We start from the raw sequence: 13,713 nt of genomic DNA, 5'->3' as shown, positions 1-13,713 counted from the left end.
AATGGGTACAATTTGGGCGCCGTCCCTGGGTGACAAACCTGGGCCAAAGTACCAGCGTGTCGCCGATACAATCCGCACAGCGGTGGAAAACGATACATTGCGTATTGGTACAAAGCTGCCGCCGGTGCGGGAGCTGGCCTATCAGCTGGGGATCACGCCGGGCACGGTTGCACGGGCCTATACCTTGCTGACGGACGAGGGGCTGCTGCAGGCCGAGGTGGGGCGGGGCACCTTCGTGGCCGAGCGGCAGACCAAGGTGATGGATGACGTGTGGTCGCGGGAATTGCATCTGATGGAACGGCGCGACCCCAATCACGTCAGCCTGTTCAGTCCGCGCCTCGCCGATGTGGGGCAGGTGGCGGCCATTCGCGCCGCCATGAAAAAGGTTGCCATGGCCGATCCCCTGACCTTTTTGAACTACCCGACCCGCGATGCCTATCGCCCGGTGCGTGAGGCGGTGGTGCAATGGCTTTCGGACCAGCCTCTTGGCCCGCTGGACGAAAGCCAGGTGGTGCTGACCCATGGTGGCCAGAACGGCATTCTGACGGTGATGCAATCGGTGTTGAAGGAGGCTCAGCCGACGCTTCTGGTCGAAGACCTCTCCTACGCGGGATTTCGCCGCGCGTCAGAACTGCTGCGGGCCAAGGTGGTTGGGGTCGGCATGGATGAACATGGGATCCGGCCGGATGCGCTTGAACTTGCGATTCGGAAGACAGGCGCCACGGTTCTGTGCACCAGTCCCGAAGTGCATAATCCCACCGGCCTGTTCACGCCGCTGGAGCGACGCAAGGAGCTGATCAAGGTCGCGCGCCGCCATGATCTGCAGATCATCGAGGATGACTGTTACCGGATGGGAGATGCGCGGGCGCCCAGCTATCGCGCCCTGGCACCCGATATCACCTGGCATGTATGCTCGATTTCCAAGATCCTGACCCCGGCTCTGCGCGTGGGCTTTGCCCTGGCGCCCAAGGGACACGCGCATGAGCTGCGCCGGGCGGCTGAATACAGCTATTTCGGCCTGTCGCAACCGCTTGCGGAGCTGACCCGGATTCTGCTGTCGGATCCGCGCAGCAAGGATCTGGCCAGGGAGGTGCGCAGGGAAATGGCGAAATACGTCCGCGTGGCGGTGAACGCGCTGGGGGCCTTTGAGATCAACTGGAACGATGAGGTGCCCTTCCTCTGGCTGAAACTACCATCCGGCTGGCGATCTGCGGCCTTTACCCGTGCCAGCGAAGCGGCGGGGGTGCAGATCCGGTCGGCGGATGAATTCGCCCTGCGGGACGGGCGGGCGCCCAATGCCGTGCGCATTGCCATCAATGGGCAGGTGTCGCTGGCACGGTTTGAGGATGCAATGCTGCGTCTGCGCGCGCTTTTGGACAATCCGCTTGAACAAATCAGCGTTTGATGTGGGGTATTTTGATACCTATTTTTTAAACCACTGAAAGTGAACGATAAATACTTGTTATGGGTGGTTGACCTGTCGCCTTTGTCCCCGTAAACCCCGTCCATCGAATTCAGGCCGGCGCGCCCGCGCTGTGTCTTCACGACAAACAGGATAGACCTGCCATGAAAACCTTCTCTGCTACACCGGCAGATATCGAGAAGAAGTGGATCCTGATCGACGCCGAGGGCGTTGTTCTGGGTCGTCTTGCCTCGATCGTTGCCATGCGCCTGCGTGGCAAGCACAAAGCCTCGTTCACGCCCAACATGGATATGGGCGACAACGTCATCATCATCAACGCCGACAAGGTGCAGATGACCGGCAAGAAGCGCGAAGAGCACTTCTACTGGCACACCGGCCACCCGGGCGGCATCAAGTCCCGCACCAAGCAGCAGATCCTGGAAGGCGCGCACCCCGAGCGTGTTGTCTACCAGGCCGTCAAGCGCATGCTGCCGGGCAACCGCCTGTCGCGCCAGCAGATGACCAACCTGCGCATCTATGCCGGTGCCGCGCACCCGCATGAGGCCCAGGCCCCCGAGGTTCTGGATGTCAAATCCATGAACAAGAAAAACACGCGGAGCTGAGACCGATGGCTGATCAGATCAACACTCTCGAAGAGCTGGGCGCCGTTGCAGGCGTGGAAGCTGTCGCTGAAGAAACCATTTCCCGTGAGCCCGTCCGTGACGAGCTGGGCCGCTCCTACGCCACCGGCAAGCGGAAAGACGCGGTTGCCCGTGTCTGGATCAAGCCGGGTTCCGGCAAGGTCGAAGTGAACGGCAAAGAGCTGAACAAATACTTCGCCCGTCCGGTGCTGCAGATGATCCTGCGCCAGCCCTTCACCGTTGCCGGCGTCGAAGACCAGTTCGACGTCTACGCAACCGTCAAAGGCGGTGGCCTTTCCGGTCAGGCCGGTGCTGTCAAGCACGGCATCTCCAAAGCGCTGCAGCTTTATGATCCGGCCCTGCGCGGTGCGCTGAAGGCCGCAGGCTTCCTGACCCGCGACAGCCGTGTCGTTGAACGTAAGAAGTTCGGCCGCCGCAAGGCCCGTCGCTCCTTCCAGTTCTCCAAGCGTTAATCGCTGGACGACAAAGATCGAAAAGGCCGCAGTTCACGCTGCGGCCTTTTTCTTTTGTGCACCTTCAAGACTGTGTTGGGCAGGACCTATTGATCCGGCTCGATCAGCCCCAGGCCACGCAGGTAGATCATGATGCCGCTCTCCAGCAGATCTTCGGGCGAAAACGGCGACGTGGAGCCGGGGGCGTTGCGGGCATAAAGCTCCACCACCCCATGGCTCAGCGCCATGATATGCGCCGAGAACATCGAGGCGGGCGGGCGTTTCTCTGCCGGGATATGTTTGCCAAGGTCGTCCGCGGCCTGCTCCAGAATGCGACGCGCCCGTGCGGCGGCATCGGCCAGTTCCGGCGTGCGGTTCACCGAAATCCCGCTTTCGAACATGGCGATGTAATGGCCGGGGTGTTTGCGGGCAAAGGCCAGATAGGCGCGCCCGGTGGCCTCGAAGGCCGCCAGCGCCGAAGGTTGGTATTTCTCATAGGCGTGCTGCATCAGGTCGGCGAACATCTGGAAACCCTGTTTCGCGGCCTCGGCGATCAGATCCTCGCGCCCTTCGAAATGGCGATAGACCGCAGCCGGGGTGACCCCGGCCTGTTTGGCCGCTTGCGACAGGGTGAAGCCGGTAGGGCCCTTTTCCTCGATCAGGCCAAGGGCCGCCTCCACCAGGGCCTGGCGCAGGTTGCCGTGGTGGTAGCCCCGTTTACGCATGCCAGATGTCCGGACCGCCGCAGATCAGCGGATCGACCGCGCCCAGGGCCTTGGGGTCCTTGTTGTCGTAGTCGATCTGATGCAGGACCGCGCGGATCGCCGCCAGCCGACCGCGGCGTTTGTCATCGCTGCGCACCACCGTCCAGGGCGCAATCGCGCTGTGGCTGCGCGACAGCGTCTCTCCGATGGCATCGGTATATTGATCCCAGCGCGCCAGACCTTTGACGTCGATCGAACTCAGCTTCCACTGTTTCAAGGGGTCGCTTTCGCGCGACAGGAAGCGGTGCAGCTGTTCGGCGCGTCCCACGTTGAGCCAAAGCTTGAACAGGTGAATGCCGTCCTCCACCAGCGCCTCTTCGAAGCTGGTGACCTGGTGAAAGAAGCGCTCGCGCTGCTCATGGTCACAAAAGCCAAAGACATGCTCCACCACGCCGCGATTGTACCAGCTGCGATCAAAGAAGGTGATTTCGCCGCCAGATGGCAAATGGTCGATATAGCGTTGGAAATACCACTGGCTCTGCTCGGCCTCGGTGGGTTTTGACAGCGCGACAACCCGCGCACCACGTGGATTAAGGTTTTCCCGAAAGCGTTTGATTGTACCGCCTTTTCCGGCTGCGTCACGGCCTTCGAAGAGGATGCAGATACGGGCACCTGTGGATTTGACCCAGGATTGCAGCTTGACCAGTTCGATCTGCAGTGCGGCGATGTCGGCCTCATAGCGCTTGCGCTTGAGCCGCGCGTCATGCGGATAGCCCGGATCCAGCACATCGTCTTTCTTTGCTGTCGCAATCGCGTTGCGGATCTGGTCCGGGGCACCGGTCTGGTAATAGGCACTGATGGCGCCGTCAAAGGGCAGTGTCATTGGCAAGCCTTCCTCTATCCCCTTCTATATAGGCGATTATGCGGGGAAATGTGAGCCCGATTCACAGCAAACCGGCGCGTTGTGCCGCTCGGTCCACGGCGGCCGCGACCTCTTCGGTGGCCACGTGATGGGGCATATGACCGATGCCCGGCAGCAGGGTCAGCCGTGCATTGGGCAGATCCTGAACCAGCCGATCCGCATGAATCTGGTGGCCGACCGTGGTGTCGGCATCGCCGTGCAGCAGCTCTGCCGGGGCGGTGATCCGGTGATACTGCGGCGCCTGCGCCTGGATATCGCGAAAGAGATTTGCCCGCTGCCGCGCATTGGCGCGCAAGGAGCCGCGTCTGAGTGTCAGATCGGTGCCGAAATGGGCGGCATAGCCTTCGGGAACGCCTTGCGGGGCAAAGACCTCCTCCAAGGCCCGCGCCATCGTGCGTTGCGGCACAAAGGCCGACAGCAGCGGCACCAAAAGGCGGCTGCCCAGCGGCGATGAGGTCACACGATAGAAGGGATCAAGCGATCCGTCCCAAGGGTGCGACACCCCCGAGATAGACACCAAGGCGGCCAGGCTGTCCGGGTGGTGCACCCCCCAGGCCAGGGCCACGCCGGCGCCATAGCTTTGGCCCAGAACGATAGGGCGCGTGGCCCCGAGTGTCGTGGCGGCCTGCTGCAGAACCTCGGCCTGTTCGCGCAGGCTGGCGCCCCTGTGGTGCAAGGGATCGGAGTAGCCAAGACCGGGCCGGTCGAACATCAGCACCCGATAGCGATCCGCAAGCGCAGGGGCGAGGCGAAAGCTCATGTCGCGGGTGCTGCCGTTGGAGCCGTGGATCAGCACCACATCTGGCGCCCTGCCTGCGGGTTGGCCCATCTCGACCGCATGCACCCGGGCGTCTCCCAGCTGGAGAAACTGCCCTTCGGGTGGATGTGATCTGTGGGCACGATAGCTGCGGCGCGCGCCTTGCAAGGCCGTCGCGCCGACCCCCGCAGCCAAGGCAAAACCGAGGGATAGCAAGGGGTTATTGCCCGATGTTGTTCAGATCGAACGGCGTGCTCTGGTAGATCTGGTTGATCCAGTTGCCGTAAAGCAGATGCGCATGGCTGCGCCAGCGGTTCTGCGGCGCGCGGCTTGGATCATCATTGGGGTAGTAGTTCATCGGCACGTTGATCTCGGTACCGTTCTCCACATCCCTGTCGTACTCCTGCTTCAGCGTGTCGCTGTCATATTCGAAGTGGTTGAAGATGTAGAGCGCGCGATGGCCGGGGTCCTCTACCAGGCAGGGGCCGACCTCATCGCTGCCCAGGAGCGTGATCAGCTCCGGGTGGCTGTCGATCTCATCCTGCTTCATCTCGGTCCAGCGCGAGACCGGAATGACGCAATCGTCCGAAAAGCCCCGCAAATAAGGCGAGGCGGGAACCAGGTTCTGGTGCCGGAAACAGCCAAAGGCCTTGTGGTCCAGCAGGTGTTTCTTGACCCCGTGGAAATAGTTGATCATCGCCATGCCACCCCAGCACACGCCGAAGGTTGAGTGCACATTGGTCTGGGTCCACTCAAAAACCTCGCACAGCTCGTCCCAATAGGTGACATCGGTGAAGTCCAGATGCTCGATCGGTGCGCCGGTGATGATCAGCCCATCGAAGCGTTCGTCCTTCATCTCCTGGAAGGGACGATAGAATTCGGCCATATGTTCGGCCGCCGTGTTGCGGGTTTGGTGTTCCGTCATGCGGATCAGAGACAGTTCGATCTGCAGGGGCGTGGCGCCAATCAGCCGGGCAAACTGGTTCTCGGTCTGGATCTTCTTCGGCATCAGGTTGAGCAGGCCGATACGCAGGGGGCGGATATCCTGACGCGCCGCCTGATCCGGCGACATGACCATCACGCCTTCGTTCGTCAGAACGTCATAGGCGGGCAGGTCAGAAGGGATCTTGATGGGCATGTCGGGTCCTTGAAGGTCAGTATCGTGGTAAAGAGGGATTGAGATAGGGCGCTTAGGCGGCGGCCTCAAGAGTGGCGGCGATCAACTCTATGAAACCGGCCTCGTCCTTGACGGCGCTGATCTGGTCGGCGGTGACGGTGATGCCCCAGTTCTGCGCCATCGCCTGATAGCGCGGCTGGCGGTGGGCCAGCGCCTGGGCATAGGTCCAGCGGATGAAGGCATCGGGATCAACATCTGCCTCTGATAGACTGTTTTTGCTAAGATAGTCTTCCCAGACACGGGTCAGGAATTCCGGCTGGTAGGACATTGGTTTCGGGGCGCGGTCAAAGCGGCGCACCAGTTCTTCTGTATGTGCATCGTCGCCCTTGATCCAGACCATCAGCGTGTGTTTAGCAAGTTCTGACAGGACCGGATCATTCGGGTCCTCGGGATCCACCCATTCACAGATGGAACCGCCCGTGTCGCAGATGAAATGCGGATAGTCATAAAGCCGCCCGGCCCGGTCGATGAAGTATTCGGTGTCCAAGAGCGCGTGGATTTCGGCCTGGCGGAACTGGTCCTGGCGGCGGCGGTATTCCTCCATCGCAAGGCCGCCCTTGGCGGGGTCTCCGGGTTTACCAAGGTAGGAGGAAACCGGCGTCAGGTTGTCGAAGGTGATGTTTGAGCCGATGTAGATGGAATCCGACAGCAGCAGATCGCGCAGGAAGGGGACCTTCATCGCTTCGGCCTTGGCATTGTCGGCGATGTACTCGCCCATGTAGCGGGTGCCGATACGGTAATCGATCGAATAGTGGAACCAGCCCCCGGCGCCGCGCAGGATATTGCTGACATAGGTCTTGCCGAGACCTGACATGCCAAAGAACAATACGCGCTTGTTGGGGGCGTCGCGCCAGGCCTGGGCGGAAGAATAGAGCATCGGTGGTCCGGATCTGAAATTAAGTCGTCGCGCCTTGCTAGCCAGTGCGGGCCTCCGGGTCAATTCCGCCCGCGCAAGCGGGGCAGGGGAATACGCCCGTTGAGAAGGAGAAGGCCCAAGGACAGCAGGCCAAAGCCAGCAAAGGCCTGCGGGTAAAGCACCTCACCCAGCACCAGGGCGCCCAGCAGGATTGCAACCGGCGGAATGATCAGCGTCACCAGCATCAGGTTGCCACTGCCCGCCATGGCCAGAACCCGGTAATAGAGCAGATAGGCCCCGGCGGTGGCAAAGACGGCGTAGTAGAAGATCGCCCCCCAGGTCACCGGGGCCAGATCCAGGCTTGGTACACCATCGACCAGCAGGGTAAGCGGCAGCAGGGTCAGCGCCGAGGTGGTCAGCATGCCGGCGGCGGCTACTTGCGGCGCCATGCCGGACAGGCGTTTGCGGGCCCAGACGGCGGCCAGGGCATAAGAGAGCGTGCCCGCAAGAACCGCCACTTGCGCGGTGCTTCGTAGGTCAAGACTCGCAAAGCTATCAAGCCCGATCGCCATGGAGACGCCCAGAAACCCAAAGCCCACCCCCAGGACGCGCCGCAGGCTCAGCCGCTCATCCGCAAAGAACAGCGCGGCCATCAAGACGCCAAAGATTGCGGTCGTCGCATTGAGAATCGAGGTCAGGCCGCTTTCGATATGGAGTTGCCCCCAGGCCATCAGGGCGAAGGGCAGGACATTGTTTAACAGCCCCATCACAAGGAAATCCCCCCAGATCCGCGGAGCGCGGGGAAGCGGCAGGCGCATGAGCAGAATAGCAATCCACAGGACCAGGGCACCCCAGCCGCAGCGGTGCAGCACCGAGGTAAGGACCGGAACCTCGTTCAGGGCCAGTCGGATCGACAGGAAGGAGGCGCCCCAGATCAGGCCCAGAAGCAGCAGTTCGGCCCAGGCGCGCGGGGAGATATGTGTTTGATCGGTCATGACCTGCACTGTGGCGAACCCCACCCGCCAGAGCGACCCGTTTCTTGCGGATCTCTTCCGTCGGCTTGGAGCCGGCTTGATCCCTAGCCTAGGTTCGCCTTGCGGGGGCGCAGCTTGCCCGCCGCATCCAGGATATTGATGTAATTGGCGGCAAAGATCACGGCGGCGCCCAGCAGGGTCCAGATCACCAGCTCTTCGCCATAGATGACCATGGCGAGGATGGCGATGGCGGGCAGGCGGGTGAAATCGATCGGCATCACAACGGTTGCGGGCGCCAGCGACAGGGCGGTGGTCAAGCAGAAATGCGCGGCAAGGCCGGCAAGACCAATCAGCACCAGCCAGGGCAGGGTCGCCAAATCCGGCAGGGCGATGTCTCCGTTCCAGCCGCACGTCACCAGGCCAAAGACCAGCTGCATCGAGGTCAACCAGAACAGGATGGAGGCGATACTTTCGTGGCGGGTGAGTCGTTTGGTGAAGATCGCGGTCAGGGCAAAGAAGATTGCACAGGCCGCCGCCATGGCGATGCCGGGGGTGAGCGTTTCGGGAGAGGGTCTTGCAACGATCAGGATGCCGATGAAGCCCAGCAGCGCCGCACCGGCGCGAACCCTGGTCATCCGTTCACCCAGCATCAGGGGGGACAGCAGGATGACCCAGATCGGGGAGGTGAACTCCAGCGCAAAGACCTGCGCCAGCGGAACGACGGTCACCGCATAAAACCAGAGGTTCTGACCGGTGAAATGGGCCAGATTGCGCATTGCGTGCAGTCCCATTCGATCCTGTCTGACCTGATGCCATTTTCCGGTCAGCGTCAGCACCAGGGTCACGACGACAACACCCACAAGGCTGCGGTAGGTCATGATTTCGAAGGTATCTAGGGTGAGCCCCGCTTCACGGCCCGCAATGGCCATCGAGGAAAACGAGACGATCGCCCCTGTCATCCAAAGGGCAGCCTTGGCGATCTCTCTGGGGGGCGTGTGCATTTCTGTGCTTCCTTGGTGACTGCTGCGCAAAAAAGTGGCAATTCACCCGGAAGGTCAAGCGGGAATGTGGCAGCCGCGAGAGCAGGCAGAGGGGATATCGCGTCGATCAAACGACGATCTGCCGGGCCGCTGATCAAAATCGAGTCGCGGCCCGGGCAGGGGCGGGATTACTCCCACTCGATGGTGCCGGGCGGTTTCGAGGTGATGTCATAGGTGCAGCGGTTGATGCCCTTGACTTCGTTGATGATCCGGGTGGCGGTTTCGCCCAGGAATTCGTGGCTGAAGGGGTAGTAATCCGCTGTCATGCCATCGACCGAGGTCACCGCCCGCAGGGCACAAGCGTAATCATAGGTGCGTCCATCGCCCATCACGCCGACGGTACGGACCGGCAGGATCGCCACGAAGGCCTGCCAGATCTCGTCATAAAGCCCATGCTTGCGGATCTGGTCGATATAGACGGCATCGGCCTCGCGCAGGATCTCCAGCTTTTCACGAGTGATTTCGCCAGGGCAGCGGATCGCCAGTCCTGGCCCCGGGAAGGGGTGGCGGCCAATGAAGCTGTCGGGCAGGCCCAGCTCACGGCCCAGCGCGCGGACCTCGTCCTTGAACAATTCGCGCAGGGGTTCGACCAGCTTCAGGCCCATCTTTTCCGGCAGGCCACCCACATTGTGGTGCGATTTGATCGTCACCGATGGGCCGCCAGAGAAGGAGACGCTTTCGATCACATCCGGATAAAGCGTGCCCTGCGCCAGGAACTCGGCGCCCTCGATGGTGTCGGCGTGTTTCTGGAACACGTCGATGAACAGCTTGCCGATGATCTTGCGCTTGGTCTCGGGGTCGCTTTGCCCGTCCAATTCGCCGAGGAACAGTTCCTGCTCATCCGCGTGGATCAGACGCATGTTGTAATGGTCGCGGAACATGGTCACGACCTCTTCGGCCTCTCCCTTGCGCAGCAGGCCATGATCCACGAAGACGCAGGTCAGCTGATCGCCGATCGCCTCGTGGATCAGCACGGCAGCAACCGAGCTGTCGACGCCGCCGGACAGTCCGCAGATCACCTGCTTGTCGCCGACCTGATCGCGGATCGCCTGGATCGCCTGTTCGCGGTAGGCGCCCATGGTCCAATCACCGGTGAACCCGGCCAGTTTCACGAAGTTCTCATAGAGCTTCGCCCCGTTGGGGGTGTGGTGCACCTCGGGGTGGAACTGTACCGCATAGAAGTTGCGACCCACATCCGCGGTGATGGCAAAGGGCGCATTGGGGGAGGTGCCGTAGACCTCGAACCCCGGTGCGATCTCGCTGACGTGGTCACCGTGGGACATCCAGACCTGTTCGCGGTCGCTGTCATCCTGGAACCAACCCTCCAGCAGAGCCAGGGAGTTTACCGTAGGCGTTACATAGGCGCGTCCGAATTCGGCGGTGCCGTGGCCGGATTGTACCTTGCCACCCAGCTGGTGCATCATCACTTGCTGACCGTAGCAGATGCCGAGGATCGGAACGCCGTAGTCGAAAATCTCTTGCGGCGCACGGGGGGATCCGTCGCGGGTGACGCTGTCGGGTCCGCCGGAGAAGATCACCGCCTTGGGCGCCATCTCGCGCACAAAGTCCATGGTGACATTCTGATAGGGGTGGATTTCGCAATAGACGTTCAGCTCACGCAGGCGGCGCGCAATCAGCTGCGTGACCTGGCTGCCGAAGTCGATGATCAGGAGGCTGTCGTGTGATGTCTGGCTCATGTCTGGCTCTTAGGGCGAGACAGACCGGCTGGCAAGGGGCAGAACGACCCATGGCGCGGTTTTGCTGCCACCCGGCCGGAGTTTTGAACGCAATCTGGCCAAGTTCGGCTGGATCGGCGGGGCGCAGCGGGTCAGCGCGCAGTATTGGACATCTATGCCTAGAGATTTTTGACGCTTTGATGTCGGTTTTCAACCGGATTGGCCGTTATCCTTCGGCGTCGGCTGCGGGCAAGCGGATAACTAGGGGCTCAACAACACGCCTGTGATGAGGAATTAAAATGGCTGAAGCAGCGCCGCGTCGACGCAGCCGCGGGGGCGGGGGTGCCGCCCGCCGCGCCGAACGTTCAAGCATCAAGATCGAAACCGCCAAATACATCGAGCGGAACATCCCGAATTTCGAGGTGCTGAGCCAAGAAGCCATCGAGATCATCGAGGCAAACGCCGAAACCATCCTCGAAGAGGTCGGCGTCAATTTCGTGGACAATCCCGCCGCCTTGGAGCTTTGGCGCGAGGCCGGGGCAGATATCCAGGGCGAACGGGTACGCATCCCGCGCGGTCTTGCCCGTAAACTCTGTGCGACCGCGCCCTCCAGCTTTACCCAGCATGCCCGAAACCCCGAAAAGAACGTGGAAATCGGCGGCCGCAATCTGGTGTTGGCCCCGGTCTATGGCCCGCCCTTCGTGCGCGACGCCAAGGGGGGCCGCCGCTATGCGACGCTGGAGGATTTCCAGAAGTTCGTGAAACTCGCCTATATGTCCAAATGGCTGCACCATTCGGGCGGCACGGTCTGCGAACCGACGGATGTGCCGGTGAACAAGCGCCATTTCGACATGCTGCTGGCCCATATGACGCTGAGCGACAAGCCCTTCATGGGGTCGGTCACCGAACCCAGTCGCGCCCAGGATTCGGTCGATATGTGCGGCATCCTGTTCGGCAAGGACTTCGTGCAGGACAACACGGTGATGACCTCGCTCATCAACATCAACTCGCCGATGACCTTTGACGACGTGATGATGGGCGCGCTTGAGGTTTACGCCAAGAACAATCAGGCCTGCATCATCTCGCCCTTCATCGTGGGCGGTGCCATGGCGCCGGTATCCGTTGCGGGCACGCTGACACAGGTCCTGGCCGAGGTTCTGGCCGGTGTCGCCTATAGCCAGCTGATCCGCCCCGGTGCGCCGGTGATCTTTGGCGCTTTTGTCTCTTCCATCGACATGAATTCCGGAGCACCCACCTTTGGCACGCCCGAAGCCTCGCTGGTGACCTATGGCGCCGGGCAGTTGGCGCGTCGGCTGGGGCTGCCGTTCCGCTCGGCCGGGTCGTTCTGCGGCTCCAAGCTGCCGGATGCGCAGGCGGCTTATGAGACAGCCAATAGCCTCAACATGGGGTTGCTGTCCGGCGTGAACTTCATGCTGCACGCCTGTGGCTGGCTTGAAGGCGGTCTGGTCGCCGATTTCGAGAAATTCGTCATGGATGCCGATCAACTTGGCGCGCTACACGGTCTGGCGCGGGGGATTGGCGTCACCGAGGAGGACCAGGCGATGGATGCGATCCGCGAAGTGGGCCCGGGCGGGCACTACCTTGGCTGCGCGCATACCCAGGCCAATTTCAAGAGCGCCTTCTGGAAATCCGACCTGTTGGATTACAAGCCCTTCGAGACCTGGGAGGAAGAAGGCGCGCGCGACACCTATGCGCTGGCGACATCCCGCGTTGATCGCCTGCTGGCCACCTATCAGCCCCCGGCGATGGATCCGGCAATCAAGGAAGCGCTTGAAGCCTATGTTCTGGAGAAGAAGGCCTCCATGCCGGATTCCTTCCTCTGATCCCGCACAGGGTAGACAGGTCAAATCGGGCGGTGGTCTTAGGACCATCGCCTTTTTTCAGGGCTTCAGCCTAGGCAGCCTTGCTGTGGCGCAGCAGGTTCGCCTCTCCCATCAGGGCGATCAGCACGTCGATATGGCGTGCCATCGTATAGGCCGCATCCCCCGACAGGCGCCGGTCGTTCAGATCGTATTCCAGATCCAGAAGTTTCAGAATCGCCGCCGTTGAGTTGGGCAGCGACCCGTAGCCGAGCAAACGGTGCAGGCTTTGGCTGCGAGCATAGGTGCTGGCGCCGATCCTGGCGGTTCTGACCAGCAGGCGCGGGCGGCGCAGGGCCGCGAGACGGCTGAGAACATCTTGCATCGGAAAGCTCCTTTCCCAATGGGCAATGATGCTCGTCATAACACAACCTGAGCGGGTGTTGCCGTGCCGTGGCTTTCGGCGCGCGCTCTATTGTCAGTTGATTGAACCAAAATTGGAAACAATGATGGGGAGTCGCGAAGTTTTGTTCAAAAACAGGCGAGTAGGCTGCCATGTCTCTGTGGGTAACTGCGGGGACGATATGTGGACTATTCCTCTGAGTGACGATTGGGGATCTTACTCATGTGCACACTATCTGTTTCCAAATTACCGGATTGGGTTCCCGAAGACGCCTTGCGCTATCTGGAGCATACGGAATCCGGGCAATCCATCAGGCAATTGGCCCGCCGTGCCGGCTGCCATCCGTCAACGGTGCTGCGCCAGGTGCGGCGGATTGAAAATCGCCGCGATGATCCATTGGTGGATGGTGCCTTGTCGCAACTGGCCCGCTGGAATGTCAAAACCGGGGAGGGTTCAAACGGAGGGGCAGCACGGGCCGTCGAACTTGAGACCCATTCGGCAGAGGTGCTGACGCGCCTGGGCCAGCCGGGCGCCGTGCTGGCGGTTGCGGAGGGGATGGAAAACGCGGTGGTCCTGCGAGAGGGCGACCCGGTTGAGGCCAAACTGCCGGTGCCCCGGGCGCTGGCCGGTGCCATGGCCCTGCTGGGGTGGATCTCTTGCACCCGCCCCGGCCGGTTGAGCCGATATCAGATCACCCAGAATGGCCGCAATGCGCTGACCCGCATCGTCGCCCAGAACGAAAACAAGGCCCGCACACGGGCAGAGCATGCGGAGGGACGAAAAGCGCGGTCGGGACCGGCGCCGACACCGGGTGTGAACGGCGGAGCAATACTCGGCCACGGTAGCGACGGCATAGTGTTGTCGCGGGCGGCGTAAAAGTCGTCCACTT

General features: G+C 61.6%; 14 protein-coding genes. 5 read left to right on the top strand and 9 right to left on the bottom strand.

Translation table 11 applies throughout. From position 1 onward, the window contains the following. Position 1 precedes the first annotated feature (1 nt). From PXK01_RS10205 to rpsI, 3 genes are all read left to right on the top strand, one after another. A complete protein-coding gene (locus PXK01_RS10205) occupies positions 2-1,405 on the top strand; it encodes an aminotransferase-like domain-containing protein (protein ID WP_274859905.1) in 1,404 nt (467 codons plus the stop codon). Positions 1,406-1,566: 161 nt separating this feature from the next. Further along, positions 1,567-2,025, top strand: coding sequence for a 50S ribosomal protein L13 (rplM, locus tag PXK01_RS10200; RefSeq protein WP_274846220.1), 459 nt, complete (start codon positions 1,567-1,569; stop codon positions 2,023-2,025). Positions 2,026-2,030: 5 nt separating this feature from the next. Continuing rightward, positions 2,031-2,516 (top strand): 30S ribosomal protein S9, encoded by a 486-nt coding sequence (gene rpsI / locus PXK01_RS10195; protein ID WP_274846219.1) that lies wholly within the window; start codon positions 2,031-2,033, stop codon positions 2,514-2,516. An 86-nt stretch (positions 2,517-2,602) separates the two neighbouring features. On the opposite strand, the gene PXK01_RS10190 is transcribed toward rpsI, so the two are convergent. The 8 genes from PXK01_RS10190 to guaA form a co-directional block, all read right to left on the bottom strand. Then, on the bottom strand, positions 2,603-3,220 hold the full coding sequence (locus tag PXK01_RS10190; RefSeq protein WP_274846218.1) for a TetR/AcrR family transcriptional regulator: 618 nt from the start codon (positions 3,218-3,220) through the stop codon (positions 2,603-2,605). After that, complete coding sequence (gene ppk2, locus PXK01_RS10185) at positions 3,213-4,082, bottom strand: polyphosphate kinase 2 (protein WP_274859903.1); 870 nt, start codon at positions 4,080-4,082, stop codon at positions 3,213-3,215. Before ppk2 ends, PXK01_RS10190 begins: the two co-directional genes overlap by 8 nt. A 61-nt stretch (positions 4,083-4,143) precedes the next feature. Continuing rightward, positions 4,144-5,094: an alpha/beta fold hydrolase gene (locus PXK01_RS10180; protein WP_274859902.1), complete on the bottom strand. Its 951-nt coding sequence runs from the start codon at positions 5,092-5,094 to the stop codon at positions 4,144-4,146. A gap of 4 nt (positions 5,095-5,098) precedes the next feature. After that, complete coding sequence (gene metA, locus PXK01_RS10175) at positions 5,099-6,016, bottom strand: homoserine O-acetyltransferase MetA (RefSeq protein ID WP_274846215.1); 918 nt, start codon at positions 6,014-6,016, stop codon at positions 5,099-5,101. Between the two features lie 52 nt (positions 6,017-6,068). Next, a complete protein-coding gene (locus tag PXK01_RS10170) occupies positions 6,069-6,932 on the bottom strand; it encodes an ATPase (RefSeq protein ID WP_274846214.1) in 864 nt (287 codons plus the stop codon). A gap of 59 nt (positions 6,933-6,991) precedes the next feature. Continuing rightward, complete coding sequence (locus tag PXK01_RS10165; RefSeq protein WP_274859901.1) at positions 6,992-7,906, bottom strand: DMT family transporter; 915 nt, start codon at positions 7,904-7,906, stop codon at positions 6,992-6,994. Positions 7,907-7,989: 83 nt separating this feature from the next. Beyond that, positions 7,990-8,886: a DMT family transporter gene (locus PXK01_RS10160; protein ID WP_274859899.1), complete on the bottom strand. Its 897-nt coding sequence runs from the start codon at positions 8,884-8,886 to the stop codon at positions 7,990-7,992. A gap of 167 nt (positions 8,887-9,053) precedes the next feature. Next, on the bottom strand, positions 9,054-10,622 hold the full coding sequence (guaA, locus tag PXK01_RS10155) for a glutamine-hydrolyzing GMP synthase (RefSeq protein WP_274859897.1): 1,569 nt from the start codon (positions 10,620-10,622) through the stop codon (positions 9,054-9,056). Positions 10,623-10,900: 278 nt separating this feature from the next. Here guaA and PXK01_RS10150 point away from each other — a divergent pair, with 278 nt between their 5' ends. Continuing rightward, positions 10,901-12,445 (top strand): trimethylamine methyltransferase family protein, encoded by a 1,545-nt coding sequence (locus tag PXK01_RS10150; protein WP_274859896.1) that lies wholly within the window; start codon positions 10,901-10,903, stop codon positions 12,443-12,445. A gap of 70 nt (positions 12,446-12,515) precedes the next feature. Here the strand turns inward: PXK01_RS10150 and PXK01_RS10145 are convergent, their stop codons facing one another. Beyond that, positions 12,516-12,806, bottom strand: coding sequence for a DUF6477 family protein (locus PXK01_RS10145; RefSeq protein ID WP_274859895.1), 291 nt, complete (start codon positions 12,804-12,806; stop codon positions 12,516-12,518). Positions 12,807-13,046: 240 nt separating this feature from the next. Between PXK01_RS10145 and PXK01_RS10140 the strand changes: the two genes are divergently transcribed. Then, the gene (locus PXK01_RS10140) at positions 13,047-13,700 is read left to right on the top strand and encodes a helix-turn-helix domain-containing protein (RefSeq protein WP_274859894.1); all 654 of its coding nucleotides are present in this window, start codon (positions 13,047-13,049) and stop codon (positions 13,698-13,700) included. The last annotated feature ends 13 nt before the right edge of the window (positions 13,701-13,713 follow it).

Origin of the sequence: Phaeobacter sp. PT47_59, from assembly GCF_028890025.1 — a bacterium.
GTDB lineage: Bacteria > Pseudomonadota > Alphaproteobacteria > Rhodobacterales > Rhodobacteraceae > Phycobacter.
The sequence above is the reverse complement of the archived record's forward strand: the minus strand, read 5'-3'. Positions and strand labels throughout refer to the sequence as shown.

Coding starts and splice junctions, on each gene's coding strand:
- PXK01_RS10205 (WP_274859905.1), top strand. CDS start 2: ATGGGTACAATTTGGGCGCCGTCCCTGGGTGACAAACCTGGGCCAAAG.
- rplM (WP_274846220.1), top strand. CDS start 1,567: ATGAAAACCTTCTCTGCTACACCGGCAGATATCGAGAAGAAGTGGATC.
- rpsI (WP_274846219.1), top strand. CDS start 2,031: ATGGCTGATCAGATCAACACTCTCGAAGAGCTGGGCGCCGTTGCAGGC.
- PXK01_RS10190 (WP_274846218.1), bottom strand. CDS start 3,220: ATGCGTAAACGGGGCTACCACCACGGCAACCTGCGCCAGGCCCTGGTG.
- ppk2 (WP_274859903.1), bottom strand. CDS start 4,082: ATGACACTGCCCTTTGACGGCGCCATCAGTGCCTATTACCAGACCGGT.
- metA (WP_274846215.1), bottom strand. CDS start 6,016: ATGCCCATCAAGATCCCTTCTGACCTGCCCGCCTATGACGTTCTGACG.
- PXK01_RS10170 (WP_274846214.1), bottom strand. CDS start 6,932: ATGCTCTATTCTTCCGCCCAGGCCTGGCGCGACGCCCCCAACAAGCGC.
- PXK01_RS10165 (WP_274859901.1), bottom strand. CDS start 7,906: ATGACCGATCAAACACATATCTCCCCGCGCGCCTGGGCCGAACTGCTG.
- PXK01_RS10160 (WP_274859899.1), bottom strand. CDS start 8,886: ATGCACACGCCCCCCAGAGAGATCGCCAAGGCTGCCCTTTGGATGACA.
- guaA (WP_274859897.1), bottom strand. CDS start 10,622: ATGAGCCAGACATCACACGACAGCCTCCTGATCATCGACTTCGGCAGC.
- PXK01_RS10150 (WP_274859896.1), top strand. CDS start 10,901: ATGGCTGAAGCAGCGCCGCGTCGACGCAGCCGCGGGGGCGGGGGTGCC.
- PXK01_RS10145 (WP_274859895.1), bottom strand. CDS start 12,806: ATGCAAGATGTTCTCAGCCGTCTCGCGGCCCTGCGCCGCCCGCGCCTG.
- PXK01_RS10140 (WP_274859894.1), top strand. CDS start 13,047: ATGTGCACACTATCTGTTTCCAAATTACCGGATTGGGTTCCCGAAGAC.